The organism is Phyllobacterium bourgognense (genome assembly GCF_003337575.1).
GTDB classification, from domain to species: Bacteria; Pseudomonadota; Alphaproteobacteria; order Rhizobiales; family Rhizobiaceae; genus Phyllobacterium; species Phyllobacterium bourgognense.
The window spans coordinates 310,060-326,567 of sequence record NZ_QPJM01000003.1 but is presented as its reverse complement, the minus strand read 5'-3'; the positions used below and the strand labels follow the sequence as shown (position 1 = coordinate 326,567).

General features: G+C 56.6%; 19 protein-coding genes and 1 pseudogene. 5 read left to right on the top strand and 15 right to left on the bottom strand.

The genetic code is table 11. The features are described from left to right. Positions 1–244: 244 nt before the first annotated feature. The 11 genes and pseudogenes from C7476_RS08005 to C7476_RS07960 all read right to left on the bottom strand — a co-directional run bounded on the left by C7476_RS08005 (position 245) and on the right by C7476_RS07960 (position 8,124). On the bottom strand, positions 245–424 hold the full coding sequence (locus C7476_RS08005; protein WP_112530935.1) for a hypothetical protein: 180 nt from the start codon (positions 422–424) through the stop codon (positions 245–247). 75 nt (positions 425–499) lie between these two features. Then, complete coding sequence (locus tag C7476_RS29360) at positions 500–628, bottom strand: hypothetical protein (RefSeq protein ID WP_425373956.1); 129 nt, start codon at positions 626–628, stop codon at positions 500–502. Between the two features lie 60 nt (positions 629–688). Beyond that, positions 689–802, bottom strand: a pseudogene (locus tag C7476_RS29600) (GFA family protein); the annotation flags it as partial. 143 nt (positions 803–945) lie between these two features. Beyond that, positions 946–2,124, bottom strand: a complete 1,179-nt coding sequence (locus tag C7476_RS07995) for a BaiN/RdsA family NAD(P)/FAD-dependent oxidoreductase (RefSeq protein ID WP_114429340.1) — start codon at positions 2,122–2,124, stop codon at positions 946–948. Continuing rightward, a complete protein-coding gene (locus C7476_RS07990; protein ID WP_114429339.1) occupies positions 2,121–2,915 on the bottom strand; it encodes a YdcF family protein in 795 nt (264 codons plus the stop codon). Before C7476_RS07990 ends, C7476_RS07995 begins: the two co-directional genes overlap by 4 nt. Before the next feature lies 1 nt (position 2,916). Beyond that, positions 2,917–3,402 (bottom strand): GNAT family N-acetyltransferase, encoded by a 486-nt coding sequence (locus C7476_RS07985; RefSeq protein ID WP_181872380.1) that lies wholly within the window; start codon positions 3,400–3,402, stop codon positions 2,917–2,919. A gap of 10 nt (positions 3,403–3,412) precedes the next feature. After that, positions 3,413–4,894, bottom strand: coding sequence for an Asp-tRNA(Asn)/Glu-tRNA(Gln) amidotransferase subunit GatA (gene gatA, locus C7476_RS07980; protein WP_114429337.1), 1,482 nt, complete (start codon positions 4,892–4,894; stop codon positions 3,413–3,415). 15 nt (positions 4,895–4,909) lie between these two features. Next, entirely contained in the window at positions 4,910–5,392 is a 483-nt protein-coding gene (locus C7476_RS07975; RefSeq protein WP_114429336.1) for a GNAT family N-acetyltransferase, read from the bottom strand. An 8-nt stretch (positions 5,393–5,400) separates the two neighbouring features. Further along, on the bottom strand, positions 5,401–5,688 hold the full coding sequence (gatC, locus tag C7476_RS07970; RefSeq protein WP_114429335.1) for an Asp-tRNA(Asn)/Glu-tRNA(Gln) amidotransferase subunit GatC: 288 nt from the start codon (positions 5,686–5,688) through the stop codon (positions 5,401–5,403). A 90-nt stretch (positions 5,689–5,778) separates the two neighbouring features. Next, on the bottom strand, positions 5,779–7,371 hold the full coding sequence (locus C7476_RS07965; protein ID WP_114429334.1) for a lysozyme inhibitor LprI family protein: 1,593 nt from the start codon (positions 7,369–7,371) through the stop codon (positions 5,779–5,781). A 48-nt stretch (positions 7,372–7,419) separates the two neighbouring features. Continuing rightward, entirely contained in the window at positions 7,420–8,124 is a 705-nt protein-coding gene (locus C7476_RS07960) for a metal-dependent hydrolase (protein WP_114429333.1), read from the bottom strand. 454 nt (positions 8,125–8,578) lie between these two features. On the opposite strand from C7476_RS07960, the gene ruvX reads away from it, so the two are divergent. Then, complete coding sequence (ruvX, locus tag C7476_RS07950) at positions 8,579–9,079, top strand: Holliday junction resolvase RuvX (RefSeq protein ID WP_112530924.1); 501 nt, start codon at positions 8,579–8,581, stop codon at positions 9,077–9,079. Here ruvX and C7476_RS07945 read toward each other — a convergent pair. Both C7476_RS07945 and C7476_RS07940 read right to left on the bottom strand, forming a co-directional pair. Then, positions 9,043–9,378 (bottom strand): DUF6105 family protein, encoded by a 336-nt coding sequence (locus C7476_RS07945; RefSeq protein ID WP_112530923.1) that lies wholly within the window; start codon positions 9,376–9,378, stop codon positions 9,043–9,045. The genes ruvX and C7476_RS07945 overlap by 37 nt on opposite strands. A 249-nt stretch (positions 9,379–9,627) precedes the next feature. After that, entirely contained in the window at positions 9,628–10,536 is a 909-nt protein-coding gene (locus tag C7476_RS07940) for a LysR family transcriptional regulator (protein WP_114429331.1), read from the bottom strand. Positions 10,537–10,697: 161 nt separating this feature from the next. On the opposite strand from C7476_RS07940, the gene C7476_RS07935 reads away from it, so the two are divergent. Beyond that, positions 10,698–11,561, top strand: a complete 864-nt coding sequence (locus tag C7476_RS07935; RefSeq protein ID WP_114429330.1) for an NmrA family NAD(P)-binding protein — start codon at positions 10,698–10,700, stop codon at positions 11,559–11,561. Position 11,562: 1 nt separating this feature from the next. Here C7476_RS07935 and C7476_RS07930 read toward each other — a convergent pair whose 3' ends face one another. Together C7476_RS07930 and C7476_RS29355 are read right to left on the bottom strand one after the other, a co-directional pair. Continuing rightward, complete coding sequence (locus C7476_RS07930) at positions 11,563–13,194, bottom strand: acyl-CoA dehydrogenase family protein (protein ID WP_114429479.1); 1,632 nt, start codon at positions 13,192–13,194, stop codon at positions 11,563–11,565. 275 nt (positions 13,195–13,469) lie between these two features. Then, a complete protein-coding gene (locus tag C7476_RS29355; protein ID WP_114429329.1) occupies positions 13,470–13,739 on the bottom strand; it encodes a DUF982 domain-containing protein in 270 nt (89 codons plus the stop codon). 83 nt (positions 13,740–13,822) lie between these two features. Here C7476_RS29355 and C7476_RS07920 point away from each other — a divergent pair, with 83 nt between their 5' ends. The 3 genes from C7476_RS07920 (at position 13,823) to C7476_RS07910 (ending at position 16,494) form a co-directional block, all read left to right on the top strand. Next, positions 13,823–14,038: a hypothetical protein gene (locus tag C7476_RS07920; RefSeq protein ID WP_114429328.1), complete on the top strand. Its 216-nt coding sequence runs from the start codon at positions 13,823–13,825 to the stop codon at positions 14,036–14,038. Between the two features lie 207 nt (positions 14,039–14,245). Beyond that, entirely contained in the window at positions 14,246–15,211 is a 966-nt protein-coding gene (locus C7476_RS07915; RefSeq protein WP_114429327.1) for an aspartate carbamoyltransferase catalytic subunit, read from the top strand. After that, positions 15,208–16,494: a dihydroorotase gene (locus tag C7476_RS07910; protein WP_114429326.1), complete on the top strand. Its 1,287-nt coding sequence runs from the start codon at positions 15,208–15,210 to the stop codon at positions 16,492–16,494. Before C7476_RS07915 ends, C7476_RS07910 begins: the two co-directional genes overlap by 4 nt. Positions 16,495–16,508: the final 14 nt, after the last annotated feature.

Genomic DNA, 16,508 nt, shown 5'->3' with positions numbered 1-16,508 from the left:
GAAGACACCAATCCCGAAGGTCTTCCCGGTCCGGCAATTGAATAGTGCAATGCCGGTAACTCGTTGACGCAATTGAGCGACAAATGTGACAAAGGCAAGGACAACCCGCGCGTGTTCACAATATAAATACCAATTGTGGGGTTTGGGCAACGCACGGAAGAGTGATTTTCTTTACGATCTTAAGGCAATGAGCGGTCGCAAGGACCTCCACTGCCCCTCTCTTCGCCGAAACAGTACGTATTGCCTAACTGGTCGTAATTCCGACTTTGCGCTGAATTTCTTCGGTGGTTTCCTTCACGAAGAACGTTAACCCCGCCGTGGTTGTCACAATGTGGGTCCCTGTTCCATACGGGTTGAAAGAGACGACGTGAGCGAAGTTAAGTGTAATGTGATCGCCATTGACGTCAGTCAGATTGATCCACATGGCCGTACCTCCCTGCTTGCAACGAACGTTAGGTCGCAAACCAAGGAAGCAGGATTCCCTCGCCGAGGCAATGACTTACCAGAGATTTCTCCCGTCCAGCGTTTCCACCGGTAACGAACCTGTATCGAAATTGTCGAAGAGACGAACGTTGACGCTGATCCGTGGCTTGTTGAAATCCGGCTTGTAGTCAATCCATGTCGGCACTTGTGAAAATGTCCCGCAACCGCAGACGTTGCAATGATGATGCTTGTTCATGCCATTGCGCGAATATGCTGTATCGGCCTCCGGCGTTACCGAAAGCTTCACCTCTTCCGGCTGAAAATACGCCCAGAGCGCGCCGCGTTTTGTGCAGAAGGTACAGGTGCACGCCGTTACAATGGTCGGCGCCTCACTGATTTCGAATTTGATCGCGCCACAATGGCAAACTTCCCAGAATTGTCATGAGTTCCTCCTCCCGAGATCATCCTTTCATCCGGTAATGATAACCATGGAGTTCACGATTGAAACCGACAATCGCCCTCCTAGACCGATTGCCCTGCCACCCAACCCGATGACCATGCCCATTGGAAATTATAGCCGCCGAGCCAACCCGTGACATCGACGACCTCACCGATAAAATAAAGACCTTTGGTGGATCTGGTTTCCATCGTTTTCTGGTCAAGCATATCCGTATCGACACCGCCGAGCGTCACCTCTGCCGTTCGGTAGCCTTCGGAACCTGCTGGCCTGACTTGCCATTCGTTGACCGATTTTTCTACCGCAAGAAGCTGTTTGTCAGAAAGGTCAGCCAGATGCGTTTCTATCCCGCTGTTTTCGGCGATCAGCTGTGCCAGACGTTTTGGCAATAGTTCACCAAGCGCTGTCTGCAGCGCCTGCCGGCCGTTGCGGGAACGCGCAGCGCTCAGGGCGTCGAACACTTTGACTCCTGGAAGCATGGCAACCGAAATCACATCGCCTTCCCGCCAATAGGATGAAATCTGCAGGATGGAAGGGCCGCTCAGACCGCGATGGGTGAAGAGCATGGCCTCATTGAACTTGGTTTTGCCGTGACTCACAACCGCATCGACGGAAATGCCAGACAAGGGCTTCAGCGGAACAAGCGTGTTTTCGTCAAAGGTCAGCGGCACCAGCGCCGGCCGTGTCTCGGTGAGTGCAACTCCGAATTGTTTGGCGATCTCGTACCCAAAACCGGTTGCACCCATTTTCGGTATGGATTTTCCGCCGCAAGCAACCACGAGGGACGAACACCGTACGCGTTCACCCGACAGATCGAGTTCAAACGTATCGCCTGATTTCGCGACAGCATCGACCGTTGTACGCAAGCGGAGCTCAACCCTGGCCCGCTTCATTTCCGCGACCAGCATATCGATGATCTGTTTTGCCGAACCATCGCAAAAGAGTTGACCAAGCGTCTTTTCATGCCAGGCAATGCCATGGCGATCAACTAGACCGATAAAGTCGCGCTGTGTGTAGCGTCGCAGGGCCGAAATGCAAAAATGCGGATTCTTGCTGATAAAGTTCTGTGGTGCCGCATTGAGATTGGTGAAATTGCAGCGGCCGCCGCCCGATATGCGGATCTTTTCGCCGGGCGCGGCGGCGTGGTCGACAATAAGCACCGAGCGGCCGCGCTTGCCTGCCTCAATGGCGCACATCATGCCTGCGGCGCCAGCTCCTATGATGAGGACGTCCACCTGTTTCATGGCGATGGCAAAAGTTCGCCCGTCCGCCCCGTCAGGCGGTAGGCGACCAGTCCCACCCATTCTCTTAGCGCTATCGACAGATTTTGCAGCGAATCCTGCGGATTGTCATGCGTAACGCCTGTGCCTTCATCACCTGAAGTCCGGTAGTCGGAGGGCCAAGGCACGACATCGAATCCGGCCGTGCGAAAAATTCCCATGGAGCGCGGCATATGGAATGCCGACGTAATCAGCACCCAAATTTCGCCAGGCTTCGGCTTCACCATTTCCTTCGTGAAAACCGCATTTTCGTAGGTGTTGCGCGACTGGCTTTCCATGATCAGCCGATCCGGAGCGATGCCGAGCGCCGTCAGCAAACGGGGTGCCGTCACACCATCGCCCTCGCCCTTGAGCAACAAATTACCCGATCCACCGGTCACGACGACCTTGGCTTGCGGATGGCGCGCTGCGAGAACAGCCGCCTCGACAAACCGGTCGCCGCTGGAGTTCATCTCATAGCCGCCGCGAACAAGATTCACACCGCCCTCGAGGCCGCCGCCAAGTACGATGATCCCGTCGATCTTTTCCGGCAACGATGTCGGGCGCTGAAAGCGGTCCTCAAGCGGATGCATCATCAGCGCACCCACCGACGTCCATGCGCCAAGCCCGAGGATCAGAAACGCACCAGCCGCCGTCACCAGAGCGAAACGCCGCCAAGCCAGCAGCATCAGAAAAAACGTCAGACCGATTAGCAATATGGAGAAATTCAGCGGCTCGGCGAAGAACCAGAGGATTTTGGACAGAGTGAAGAACATGCTATCTCAGCTCCGCCAGCATTTTTACCTTGTCCATCTCTCGCTCAAGGCTTGTTGACCACTCCGCCCCCCGTTCGATGACAGTGAAGCCTTCGCGCTCATAGAGCCGGATGGCCTTTACATTGCGCGCATGGGTGCTGATACGCGCACGCAAATACCCCGCATCGCGAATATTGGACATCAAGGTTCGGAGAATTGCCGAACCGATCCCTTGGCCCTGGACGACGGGATCAACCCACAGATCGGAGATGTAGTCGTTGTCCTCTTCCCGTGCGCCCCAGCCAAGCACGACGTTGTCCAGTTCACCCACCAGAACATTTCTATAGGACGAATCCGCGAACGCGCGGAATGCCTTTTCGACATGCATTCGCATGCCGGGCAATTCGGGTTCGAACGAAAAAACGTTGGACGCCCAAGCGCGTGCGCCGACCGCGGCAATGGCTGCAATGTCGGCCTCTGCTGCAGGTCTGATGCGAAATGAGGACATCCCGCTTAAGTTACCACCATTTCGGAGCGTTGAACTTGCCTGCCGCTTGTTCGATGACATAGGCGGTCTGGAACAGCGTTCCCTCGTCGAATGGGCGCCCGATAAGCTGCAGGCCAAGCGGCAGTCCGCGCGCATCGAGGCCAGCGGGAACTGCGATCCCCGGAAGACCCGCCATGTTCACGGTGACAGTGAAGATGTCGTTGAGATACATTTTGACCGGGTCCGCCGCCATGTCCTGGTCGGCAATGCCAAATGCCGCGGAAGGCGTGGCTGGCGTCAGGATCGCATCGACACCCGCGTGGAAGACGTTCTCGAAGTCCTTCTTGATCAGGTTCCGCACCTTCTGCGCCTGGAGGTAGTAGGCGTCGTAATACCCGGCCGAAAGCACATATGTGCCGATCATGATGCGGCGCTTGACCTCTTCGCCGAAGCCGGTGGCGCGGGTCCTTTCGTACATGTCGACGATGTCCTTGCCGGGAACGCGCAAACCGTAGCGCACGCCATCATAGCGGGCAAGATTCGATGAAGCCTCGGCGGGCGCCACGATATAATAGGCAGGCAGCGCATATTTCGTGTGCGGCAGCGAGATATCGACGATCGAAGCGCCGGCGTCTTTCAGCCATGCAATGCCCTGCTGCCACAGCTTTTCTATCTCTTCCGGCATGCCGTCGACACGGTATTCCTTGGGAATGCCTATCTTGAGGCCGGCAAGCGGCTTGCCGATGGCCGACTCGTAATCCGGTACCGCGATATCGACCGACGTTGTGTCCTTCGCGTCAACCGACGCCATGGATTTGAGCAGGATCGCCGCATCACGCACATCGCGTGCAATCGGTCCGGCCTGATCGAGCGACGAGGCGAAGGCGACGATGCCCCAGCGCGAGCAGCGGCCATAGGTCGGCTTGATGCCGACAGTGCCGGTGAAGGCGGCTGGCTGGCGGATCGAACCGCCGGTATCGGTTGCGGTGGCACCGGCGCACAAACGTGCCGCAACGGCAGCCGCCGAACCGCCAGAGGAACCGCCGGGTACCAGGTCGGCGTTGGAACCCTTGGCGCGCCAGGGGTTTTTCACAGGGCCATAATAAGAGGTCTCGTTCGACGATCCCATGGCAAATTCATCCATGTTGAGCTTGCCGAGCATGACCGCGCCATCCGCCCAGAGATTGGCCGTGACAGTCGACTCATAATGTGGCTTGAATCCGTCGAGGATATGCGATGCGGCCTGGGTATGAATGCCTTCGGTACCGAACAGGTCCTTGATGCCAAGCGGAATGCCTTCAAGCGCTCCGGCATTGCCCGAAGCAAGGCGTGCATCCGAAGCTTTCGCCATCTCCAGCGCCTTTTCCGGTGTGGTGACGATATAGGCGTTCAGCGCGTCGTTTGCGTTCTCGATCGCCTGGATATAAGCGCCAGTCAGCTCCGTGGCGGTGATCGCCTTGGCTTTCAGCTGCTCGCGTGCCTCGGCAATGGTGAGAGCGGTCAGATCGGTCATAGTCTTTTCTGGTCCTTATTGGGCTGGCGCGAGGGTCAGCCACTTTTCGTAAAATGCACTGTGTTCGGAGTCCGGATAGTCGAGCAGGACGCCGCAACGCGTGAACCCGGATCGCTCGTAAAGCCGGTAAGCATCCGCAAATCCCTCGCCAGCGCCCGTCTCGAGAACAAGCCGTGTGACACCCTTTGCTTTGGCGAGTGTGGTTATGGCCTCGAGCAAGGCCGACCCGACGCGCTGACCTCGGACCGTCGGCCGGGTGAACATGCGCTTCACCTCGCCAACGTGGTTTCCATGGTCTTTCAAAGCACCGCAACCGACTGCCACACCATTCTCGTCGCGCGCCACGAAAACCGTCGTATCTGCACCCGCCATCTGCTCCACAGTCATCTTGAACTGGAACTCGATGGGCGACAGCGGCAAAAGATGATCATTAAGATCGCTAACCAGCGCCCTGACGTCATCCTGCAGCGGCGTTTCAATGGCAACGGAAATAGCCATCGCTCCGCTTACTCCACCACTTTCGGCACGACGAAGAAATTCTCTTCATGGATCGGTGCATTGGCAACGATATCAGCCGCCTTTTTGCCATCGTCGACAACGTCCGGGCGCTTCTTCATCGCCATGGGGGTGACGGACGTCATCGGCTCTACACCATCAACATTCACTTCGTTCAACTGTTCGACAAAGCCGAGGATGGTGTTGAGCTGCCCTGTCATACGGGCCGCATCGTCTTCGCTCACGGCAATACGGGCAAGATGCGCAACGCGTTTGACGGTGGAAATATCGACAGACATTCGGGATTCCTGAAAATTCGGATCTTGGATTACGCAGCTATAGTGTCCGTTGCGGCCAAGCGCAACGGACAAGACGATTTGAAAATGGTGCTATTGCGGAGCTGGCGGGGCAGGATCCGAATTGTCCTCCTCGTCGTCAGGCACGATCACATTGTCATCCTGCGTCGGGTCGTCGGGCATCGTCGTCGTGTCGTCGTTAGTTGCCGGATCGACGACGGGATCCGGGCCCTTTACCGGATTCCCGTTGACGCTCACCGACCCGTCGGATTTCTGATCGACGATCCATTGTATGTGCCCGTTTGGCAGCTGCGTGCCGAAGTCCTTGGCGAGTTTGGCGAACACGATGTAGTTCTTGATTTCGGGCTCCTGTTCGGAGGCCGTGGTCAACCGGGCTACAACCGCATCGAAATTGCTCATCTCCCAAGTGGTGTGGCTCTCCGGTTTCAGAGCGGTGAACGAGACCTCGCCTTCAACCGAAAGCTCCGTGTCAACTGTACGGACAAAGCTCCTGTTAATCACCATCTTCGGCGGGTTGGCCATGAATGCGGCAACTGTGTTTGCTTCAAATTCTTCGGAAAACGGCTTTGCACGGCTCAAATCCATGTCGGCGACTGCTGCCCGGACAACCGTGTCGAGATCAAGACCTTCCGTACCAAACACGAATTCCACATCAGTCGGCAAAAACGGCACGCTCCACGCAGGTATCGGCAACGCAGGATATCTGAGACCGTTGGTCCGCAACGCATAGTGATAGCCGCCGCTCTTGCTGATGCCATCGAAGTCGATTTGCTGAGACATGGTCTTGGCGGCAAATGGTCCAATCGGAGTCTCGACGTTGAGATCGGAAAACTGGTACGCGCCCGAAAGCTTGTCCCAAAATGGCAGAGCGGCGAGGAACTTTGCCTTCAGATCGGCCTGCTCCTGATCCTTCAGCGTTGTCTCGTCTACATGCGCGATGAAAAATTTCCAGAGCTCCAGAAACTCCAGATTGCGAAGGCCCTTGCCTTCCGCATTGGCGCCGATCTGGCCGCCGCTCAGAACGATCTTCATCGGCTGCACGGCAGTCGCGACATCTCCTGAAGGCGGCGATTTGACAATCACAGTTTCCAGAAAGTTTGTCGCGGAATGGTTGCTGCTGAAATCAATACCGCCAGATGGCGCAGCCATGCCAAGCATTTCACCTTTGGCCGAATTGACACTCGCTTCGACGTCCTGGGTAGGGCTTGTCGTGTTCATTTTCACGGCGCCATAGGAAAACGACGCCTTCGAGAAAGCGCCGATTTTGGGATCGAACGTTCCGTTGATATTCGCATTGTCAACGGACCACTGAACCGCCTCTCGCCCCTCCGGGGTTGTTACCTCGACTGAGCCACCGGGAATCGCAGTCGATGAGACATTCCAGGACCCGTCGGCAACAGGCTTTATCAGCAGGCTGTATTCACCGAAATCGCCCTTGAAATAATCCTGCTTGGGAAGTGTTTCGATCAACCTCGCTGTGTTGAAGGTAATGCGGTAACTGTCTCCATCGGGGACAACCGAGACGATATTCTTCTCGATCGCTTTCTTTCCAAGATAGTTGGACAGAAGTTCGGTAAGCGCTTTTGCACCGGAGACATCGACGGCCTGTGCGTGCGCCGGCGTCGTGGCAACCAGCAAACACGAGATCAGAAACAGTTTACGCACTTGCGCTCCAAGGATTGTGAATTGACGAACGTGCTGTAGCACTATGCATCAAACCGTAAAATGCTCATTCGTACTGGCGACGATAACTTCGCTCGTCCCGCCTTCCATACCGGCGACGAATTTATCCGCAGTCTGATCGATGATCGGAAATGACCCGTAATGGCAAGGGATGACTTTGCTGAATTTGAAATAGCGCCGGCTCGCGAGCGCAGCAACTGCGCCGCCCATGGTGAAGCGGTCACCGATTGGAACGATACCGATTTCCGGCTGATGCAATTCATTGATCAGCGCCATATCGGAGAAGATGTCCGTATCGCCCATGTGATAAAGTGTCGGCTCATCGTCGAAATGCAGCACAACGCCGTTGGCTGAACCCAACGAATGGGAAACACCGTCTTCGGTCATTTGTGCGGAAGAATGCAACGCGTTGACGTAGGTTACGGTGAAACCGTCATAGGAAACCGTGCCGCCCGTATTGGTCGGATCGACGCGATTGACACCGCGGGAGCCGAGCCACGTTACCAGATCGGCATTACCGGTCACCAGCGCGCCTGTCTCCTTCGACAGATCAATCGTGTCGCCCACATGATCGCCATGGCCGTGGGTCAGGATGATGTGTTTGACGCCCTTCGCGGCTTCTTTCACGTCCACGCCCTTGGCGCTGGGATTTCCGGTCAGGAACGGGTCGATAAGAATGGTATTTTTTGCTGTTTCAATCCGAAAGGCCGAATGGCCAAGCCAGGTAATCTTCATATCCATATTCCTTCAACTGCAAGTGAACCCTCGCCATAGGCTTCTAGAGCCTTCCATGCTTAAATAGAACCAGTTCTGTTTCCCGGATGGCGAGACAATCCACGCGGAAGGTGGCGAGGCCGATGCCTTTCCATCGTCCGACGCCGCCTGACAAGGTGGGTGTCCGCCAGCCGGAAACCCAGCCGTTGGTTTGCATTTGCAAACCAACAAGCTGTTAAACTCGCTGATCGAATTATCCGCGTTTCGCAGAAACGCGGTTCGATCAGTGGGCCGGGTGAATTCGGGCCAAATCCAGCGGGCTTCGGCATCGTCCGATGGAAAGGCATCGGCCTCGCCAACCCCCTTGACCTTGTCCACGAATTTCCTCCGGCAGAACGGTTTTATTTAGGCATGAAAGGCTCTATTGCCGGTATGTGACAATAAAGCGATCCATGAAAGTGCGGAACCTATCAAATTGACGGTACTGACAATTGAACAGCTCGAAGAACACGTCGCGGATGGCAAGACGGTAGCCGGCCTTGACCTTGGTACGAAGACAATCGGTATCGCCATTTCCGATCGCGGTTTTTCTTTCGCCAACCCCCGTCCCGTGCTGAGGCGCAGCAAATTCACCCACGACGCACAGGATCTGTTGAAGGCTTTGAGTGCTGACAATGTCGGCGCAATCGTCATTGGGCTGCCGGTGAATATGGATGGCAGCGAAGGTCCGAGGGTGCAAGCCACCCGCGCTTTTGTCCGCAATATGGAAAAACTGACCGAGCTGCCATTCGTTTATTGGGACGAGCGCCTGTCGACCGTTGCGGCGGAGCGCGCCTTGATCGGAATGGATGTTTCGAGACAGAAGCGCGCCGAGCGGATCGATTCAGCAGCTGCCGCCTTCATCCTGCAAGGCGCATTGGACCGTCTGCAAACCCTGCGTCAGGAAGCCGACGTGGACGGCAATTCCTCGACATAGGTCGCAGCGGTTGCTGCTCGTGCAGCACGCCAGGCCTGCACCCAGGCAATGATCTGGCGACGACGGCGGAACGCTATCAGGCACAGAACGAGCCCGGTATCGACGATGCAGGCTCGTGCAACCAGTGGTGGAATCGTTTCTGGCGGGATGCCCAGGATATTTCCGTAAATTGTGAAAACCTGATCGTGCATCTCGCGGCTGAAGAAAAACATGCCCATGCTCAGGTCATAAAGCGAGAGAAAATACCAACCCCACAGGAAGCCCAGAGGCCCAGCCCAAAAAATCAGGAAGCTGCGCATTCAGTTTCTCCTCGATCGAGCTGGTCTAATCATTTCGTCTTAACCCTGCGTTTTTGCAGTGCATTTTCAGGTTGTAGTGATATCGTTTAAGAAACTCACCGCAACGTAAACCTTTTGTTAAGGTTAATTTATAAAAATTTAATTCAAATTGAAGGCATTAGCGAGCCCCCTTCTGCGCCGCCGATGCGATTTTTTTGGTGGGTCAGCAGATTTTTTGACAATAGAAGGCAGCACACGCAGCGCGTGCACTTAGTTCGTTGCGATTGTCTCGGCGACGAAGTCGATAAATGCGCGAACCTTCGCCGCCGGCAGATGACGCGAGGGATATAAAGCGTGCAGAGGAAACGTTTCGCCCTGCCAATCAGGAAAGAGTTCGATAAGAACTGCCTCGTCGAGCAAACCCTCAACACCTGTCGACTTGACGCGAGCAATGCCGACGCCACCGAGGCAGGCACCCAACATTGTTCCAAATTCGGTGACCACCAATCGGCCCGCCGTTTTGACAGACACAATTTTTCCTGCTCGCCGGTAGTCCCAATCCCCGAGCGCTTCGCCGGTCAGAGAATCGCGGACCTGGATGCATTCATGACTTGCGAGTTCCAACGGATGAATCGGTCGTCCGAATTTTGCCAGATATGCTGGCGAAGCCACGGTGATCGTGCGCGTTTCCAGCAGCTTGCGGACGATGAGAGAGGATGCAGGCGGCTGGCCAAAGCGCACCGCTATATCGAAGCCCTCACCGACGAGATCACCTAGCTGTTCGCGGGTGATCAGTTCCAACGAAATTTCCGGATAGCGATCGAGAAAGCGCCCGATATGGGAAGCCAGCATCATCCTTGAAAAGAACGCATCCACGTTGACTCGCAGGCGGCCCCGCACGACAGCCGAAGATCCCGCAGTTTGGGTGAAGGCGTCCTCGATGCCCGACAAAAGAGGGCCAATTTCAGTATAGAGCCGGCGTCCCTCGTCAGTCAGGGTGACGGATCGTGTAGTCCGATCGAGCAACCGGACACCCACGCTCCGTTCAAGCCGCGTGACGGCTCTGCTCACGCCCGACGGAGACAACCCCAGCGCATCAGCTGCGCGGGCAAAGCTGCCAGCTTCAACGATTGCAGCCAACACACCAACATTGGCCACCAAGCGTCCGTCGAAAGCCATCTCACTGCCTGTCCTCTATTCATGATCCAACATCATGAATGATATGACATAACCGCACTTCCAGCAATAATGATAGAGCCCCTATAAATCCTGGCAGCGGATACTCGTCGGGCAACATTGTCTCGATGTGTCTAGAAACCCAGCAATGTCAGGAGATCTCGATGTACGCCATTACAGGAATAACCGGCCAGGTCGGCGGAGCGCTGGCGCGCACGCTTTTGGAGGCAGGCCAACCAGTCAGGGCTGTCGTGCGGAATTCTGAAAAAGGTCAATCGTGGTCGGCGAAGGGCTGCGAAGTTGCTGTCGCGAAAATGGAAGATCCGACTGCGCTCACCGCTGCCTTCAAAGACGCTAGCGGCGTGTTCATATTGCCGCCTTCGGAATTCGATCCGGCACCCGGCTTTCCCGAGGCGCGTGCTGTCATTGATGCAGTCTACAAAGCGATCAAGCTAGCCCGTCCGGGAAAGGTAGTCGTTCTTTCGACCGTGGGGGCGCAGGCAACGCAACCGAACCTGCTGACACAAAGAACGCTGATGGAGCAAAAGCTTAGTACACTGGAAATTCCCGTGACTTTCCTTCGTCCGGGATGGTTTATGGAAAACTTCGCGTGGGACATCTCCTCCGCGCGCGACAACGGCGTCATTTCGACATTTCTGCAGCCGGTAGACAAAACATTTCCAATGATTGCTACGGCGGATGTCGGTCGCGTGGCAGCTGAACTTCTGCAGCAGGAATGGCAGGGACGGCGGGTCGTCGAACTCGAAGCTGAACATCGTATCAGCCCAGGCGAAGCCGCTGCCACATTCTCCAAGATTTTCGACCGGCCGGTTCGGGTCGAAGCTGTCCCACGCGAGACATGGGCCAGTCTGTTCAAAGCACAGGGAATGAAGGACCCTATGCCACGTATTCAAATGCTCGATGGCTTCAACGAGAGCTGGATCGACTTCGAAGGCGGCGAGCAAAACTCGCTGAAAGGCAAGGTAACCCTGGAAACCGTACTCAAGGGGCTAATCGAAGCCGCATGATTCAGCCCGCCGCCGGAAAAAGCGAGCTGATAATATCCTTGGCGTTGTGGCGCGCATCGAGCATGCCGTAGGTCGTGCGCCACTGTCCGCCCAGACGGGTTTCGATGAAGGCGTCGGCGATATCTTCGGACTGCAGATGCCGCAGCTCCGCACCAGCGGCCGCGAGCGCCAGTTGCTCGGTCAATATGCGCGCTGCACCTTCGTCGTTCTCCGCGACTCGCATCGCAGCGCGCAGGACTTCCACGGTGCCCTGCCCGCCGCGCCCGAGTTGCGCGCCGATCCAGTTGAGCACTTCGTCGAAAAGCTGCGGGCCGCGTTTCAGCACACGCAGCACATCGAGTGCCATGACGTTGCCGGATCCTTCCCAGATCGCGTTGACAGGAGCCTCGCGGTAATAGCGCGTAAGATTACCTTCTTCGATATAACCATTGCCTCCGAGACACTCCATCGCCTCGTAGAGCATCGCAGGCGCAATCTTCGCCACCCAGTATTTGACAACCGGCGTCATCACACGCGCAAACGCCGCCTCGCCGCGGTCTTTTGCAGCATTGTCGAACGCCCGCGCCAGACGAAGGGTCAGCGCAGTCGCTCCCGCGACATCCAGCGCCATGTCGGCCAGAACCCGCAGCATCAATGGCTTGTCGATCAGTGGCCCTTCGAAGACGATGCGATGCCGCGCATGGTATACGGCCTCGGCCAAGCCTGCGCGCATCAAGCCAGCCGAAGCAATCGCGCAGTCGAGGCGGGTCAACGTCACCATGTCGATGATTGTCTTGACGCCGTCGCCGGGATTCCCGACCATCTGGCCAAGCGCATTGTCGAATTCGACTTCCGAGGAGGCATTGGAGCGATTGCCCAGTTTGTCCTTCAAACGTTGAAAACGAAAGCCGTTCGAAGAGCCGTCCGGGAGAATGCGGGGCACGAGAAAGCAGGATAGCCCCTCGCGCGCCTGCGCCAACACCAGAAACGCATCCGACATCGGCGCTGACATGAACCATTTGTGGCCGGTGATGCGATAGAACCCGCTTCCGGCCGGCTCCGCCTTTGTCGTGTTGGTGTGGACGTCCGTGCCGCCCTGCTTCTCGGTCATCCCCATGCCAAGCGTTAGCCCGGTCTTCTTCGCCGGCGATTTATTGCTGGGATCATATTTGCGCGGCAGGATCAGCGGCGACCATTCGCGATAGAGATTCGGGGCAGCCATCAATGCCGCCAGCGAGGCACTCGTCATGGTCAGGGGGCACAGATGCCCGCATTCAAGCTGCGACGTCAGGTAAAAACGTGCGGCGCGCGACTGGTGCCGCGATCCGGCTTCCGGCTTGCCGTCCTCCCATATGGATGAGTGCAGGCCCTGGCTCACCGACCGGCGCATCAACGCATGGTACGCCGGATGATAGTCGACGACGTCGATACGATGCCCCTGGCGGTCATGCGTCCTGAGCTTCGGCACCTCGATATTGGCAAGCCTGGCCAGATCTTGTGCGTCGCCGGAGAGTACGAATTTGCCGTTCTGCTCCAGCTCCGTACGCACGGATTGCGGCAGTCGCTTGGTGATCTGCATCATCAGTGGATCGCCGAGATAGGCGTTCAGGCCGGTCATCGGTGGCGTCTGGTTGAGAACGTCGTGGGTTTTCAAGAAACTGTCCTGATTCAAATTTCAATGTTCACGCAAAGCTACAGCCTATGCGATTGATTGCGCGTCGAACTCTTTATGGGATGAAGACTCTGACAAGCGGTTAACTTATTCATACAAGGACTCTCGCCCTTTAGTCGATATTCAACGCCATAATCCTTTTCGCATTTTCAGTAAATGCGACGGGCAATCGAGGCAGTCGATGCCATTAGACATAGGATCACCGAGCGCAACGACAAAGAAGCGGCCAACCAATGCGGCTGCCGCCAGCTGGTCGACTAAGGATTTGCCGGTGAAGGCGTGCGTTCTCTCACATAGATATCGGCTTCTTTTGCTGCGGCAACAAAGGCGGACCGTGCGTGTTTGGCTGTTTCCCTTCCCGCCATGGCATCAAGGCATATTTGTCGAGCTGATCGGAACTTTCTGCCCTTTTCATCGGGCCAATGCTGCGTCAGGAACTCGGCAGCTTCTTCCACCGACGCAATGTTCTGCATCGTGCCGCCATGACCGGTACTGATTGTCACGTGGTGAAATGGTAATGCACGCATGTTGCGAAACGCAGAAAATCATTTGCGGTTCCAAAGGACCGGCATACTGTGCGAATCTACAGAGATCACCGACTGGAACGAGTATGGAAAAGAGGCTGGACAATAAGCTTGAATGCCCCAACTGCTACCGGATCTATCTCACCCTCACCCAGAACGTGACTTCGATTTCACCAATTCACTGCAGTGCGTGCGGTACGTATCTAGGCACCTGGGCGGAACTTGAAACGGATTTTTACGCGCAAGGCGGCGACAACGGTGTATTCGAAATGCACGATGGCCAGATCATTCGCAAGGACTGACAGCGCATTCCGCCGGCGTGTACCCACTGCTTTGAATACTCTCGCGCGAGCTCGTCGCGCCGGAGTAACGAGTTTCCCATGGCTTGCGGCGAATCTCCACGTTGAATATAAGCCCATCGCAATGGGTCTCGCGATATTCGCCGGGTGGCAGATGACCAAAGAGATAGGGCGGTTTAAATGATAGATTTAAAGCCTTGAAAGTTTGACATGATATCAAAAGAGTCTCCTCTCCTGTTTCCCCATCGCCACTTGCTTGGCATCAAGGGCCTTTCCCCTCAAGATATCGTCCAGCTGCTCGATCTCGCCGAGAGCGAGATCGCGGTTTCACGCCAATCCGAGAAGAAAAAGGCGACTTTGCGCGGACGCACGCAGATCAATCTGTTTTTCGAGGCATCGACCCGCACCCAATCATCCTTCGAACTTGCCGGAAAGAGGCTGGGCGCGGACGTCATGAACATGGCGGTCGGAAATTCCTCGGTAAAAAAGGGTGAAACGCTGATCGACACGGCGATGACGCTCAATGCCATGCGCCCTGATATCCTGATTATTCGCCATGGGTCCGCCGGAGCCGCGGCGCTTCTGGCGCAAAAGGTCGGCTGTTCGGTGGTGAATGCAGGCGATGGCGCGCATGAACATCCGACGCAGGCTCTGCTCGATGCGCTGACGATCCGCCGCGCCAAGGGCAAGATCGCACGGCTGACTGTTGCCATCTGCGGCGACGTTTTGCACTCTCGCGTGGCGCGGTCGAACATGATACTTCTCAATGCCTTAGGCGCGCGCGTTCGCGTGGTTGCCCCCTCGACCCTCCTTCCCGCGGGCATTGCGCATATGGGTGCGGAAGTCTTCCACAACATGGAAGAAGGCTTGAAAGACGCCGACGTGGTCATGATGCTGCGCCTGCAGCGCGAGCGGATGACCGGCTCCTTCGTACCATCGGTACGCGAATATTTCCGCTATCACGGTCTCGACCGCGAAAAGCTCAATTACGCCAAGCCCGATGCTTTGGTCATGCACCCCGGTCCGATGAACCGCGGCGTCGAAATCGCATCGGATGTAGCGGATGGCTCGCAGAGCGTCATTCAGGAACAGGTCGAGATGGGTGTTGCCGTGCGTATGGCGGTGATGGAAGCGCTGCTCGATCCCTGCCGCAATGCCGAAGGAGTGGCCGGATGAGCGCCACCGTTTTGCAAAACGCCCGCATCGTCGATCCCTCGCGTGGGCTCGACGAAACCGGCACGATCATCATCGAGAATAGCAGGATCGTCGCCAGCGGCGCCGATGCCCGCAATCAAGGCACACCTGAAGGTGCCACCATCATTGACTGCAAGGGCAAGGCGGTGCTTCCCGGTCTGGTCGATGCGCGCGTCTTCATAGGCGAGCCCGGCGCAGAACATCGCGAAACCATCGCGTCGGCCAGCCATGCCGCGGCAGCCGGCGGTGTTACATCGGTTATCATGATGCCGGACACCGATCCGGTCATCGACAATGTCGCGCTGGTCGAATTCATCAAGCGAACGGCACGCGATACGGCGGTAGTCAATGTCTACCCGGCGGCCGCAGTGACCAAAGGCTTGCATGGCGAGGAAATGACCGAGATCGGCCTGCTGCGTGAAGCCGGAGCGGTGGCGATTACTGAAGGGCGCAATTCAATCGCCAATACGCAACTGATGCGCCGAGCCCTCACCTATGCCCGTGATTTCGGTGTGGTCCTCGCGCACGAAGCACAGGACCCGCACCTCGGTATCAGCGGCGTCATGAATGAGGGATTATATGCGAGCTGGCTGGGACTTTCCGGCACGCCACGCGAAGCCGAAGTCATCCCGCTCGAGCGCGATATGCGCCTTGCGGCTTTGACACAGGGCGCGTACCACGCCGCGCAGATTTCGACTGCCATGTCGGCAGAGGTGATTTCTCGTGCCAAGCAGAATGGCCTGAATGTCACCTCGGCAGTATCGATCAACCATCTCTCCCTGAACGAAAACGATATCGGCGAATTCCGCACGTTCTTCCGCTTGCAACCACCGTTGCGACTGGAAGAAGACCGCCTCGCCATGGTCGAAGCCCTGCGTGACGGCACGATCGACATCATCGTATCCGCGCATGATCCACAGGATGTCGATACCAAGCGACTGCCATTTGCCGATGCGGCAGCTGGCGCAATCGGCCTCGAAACGCTGCTTGGCGCAGCTCTGCGACTGTACCACAATGGCGATATTCCGCTGCTGCGCATCGTCGAAGCGATGTCCAGCGCGCCGGCCAGGATTTTCGGCCTGGAGGCAGGTTCACTGCGACCGGGTTCGAAGGCGGATATGACCATAGTCGATCTTGACGAACCGTGGATAGTGAAAGAAGAAGACTTACGGTCGCGTTCAAAGAACTCTTGTTTCGAGGGCGCACGTTTTCAAGGCCGGGTTGTACAAACGTTCGTTGCAGGGAAGTCGGTCTTCACCATCTAGTTTATCTAAGGGGA

What these genes read in the sequence shown, in the direction of transcription:
- gatA (WP_114429337.1), bottom strand. Translation starts at nt 4,894, where the DNA reads ATGACCGATCTGACCGCTCTCACCATTGCCGAGGCACGCGAGCAGCTG.
- C7476_RS07985 (WP_181872380.1), bottom strand. Translation starts at nt 3,402, where the DNA reads ATGTCCTCATTTCGCATCAGACCTGCAGCAGAGGCCGACATTGCAGCC.
- C7476_RS07990 (WP_114429339.1), bottom strand. Translation starts at nt 2,915, where the DNA reads ATGTTCTTCACTCTGTCCAAAATCCTCTGGTTCTTCGCCGAGCCGCTG.
- C7476_RS07935 (WP_114429330.1), top strand. Translation starts at nt 10,698, where the DNA reads ATGTACGCCATTACAGGAATAACCGGCCAGGTCGGCGGAGCGCTGGCG.
- C7476_RS07940 (WP_114429331.1), bottom strand. Translation starts at nt 10,536, where the DNA reads ATGGCTTTCGACGGACGCTTGGTGGCCAATGTTGGTGTGTTGGCTGCA.
- C7476_RS07920 (WP_114429328.1), top strand. Translation starts at nt 13,823, where the DNA reads ATGGAAAAGAGGCTGGACAATAAGCTTGAATGCCCCAACTGCTACCGG.
- C7476_RS08005 (WP_112530935.1), bottom strand. Translation starts at nt 424, where the DNA reads ATGTGGATCAATCTGACTGACGTCAATGGCGATCACATTACACTTAAC.
- C7476_RS07975 (WP_114429336.1), bottom strand. Translation starts at nt 5,392, where the DNA reads ATGGCTATTTCCGTTGCCATTGAAACGCCGCTGCAGGATGACGTCAGG.
- gatC (WP_114429335.1), bottom strand. Translation starts at nt 5,688, where the DNA reads ATGTCTGTCGATATTTCCACCGTCAAACGCGTTGCGCATCTTGCCCGT.
- C7476_RS07915 (WP_114429327.1), top strand. Translation starts at nt 14,246, where the DNA reads ATGATATCAAAAGAGTCTCCTCTCCTGTTTCCCCATCGCCACTTGCTT.
- C7476_RS29355 (WP_114429329.1), bottom strand. Translation starts at nt 13,739, where the DNA reads ATGCGTGCATTACCATTTCACCACGTGACAATCAGTACCGGTCATGGC.
- C7476_RS07960 (WP_114429333.1), bottom strand. Translation starts at nt 8,124, where the DNA reads ATGAAGATTACCTGGCTTGGCCATTCGGCCTTTCGGATTGAAACAGCA.
- C7476_RS07995 (WP_114429340.1), bottom strand. Translation starts at nt 2,124, where the DNA reads ATGAAACAGGTGGACGTCCTCATCATAGGAGCTGGCGCCGCAGGCATG.
- C7476_RS07945 (WP_112530923.1), bottom strand. Translation starts at nt 9,378, where the DNA reads ATGCGCAGCTTCCTGATTTTTTGGGCTGGGCCTCTGGGCTTCCTGTGG.
- C7476_RS07910 (WP_114429326.1), top strand. Translation starts at nt 15,208, where the DNA reads ATGAGCGCCACCGTTTTGCAAAACGCCCGCATCGTCGATCCCTCGCGT.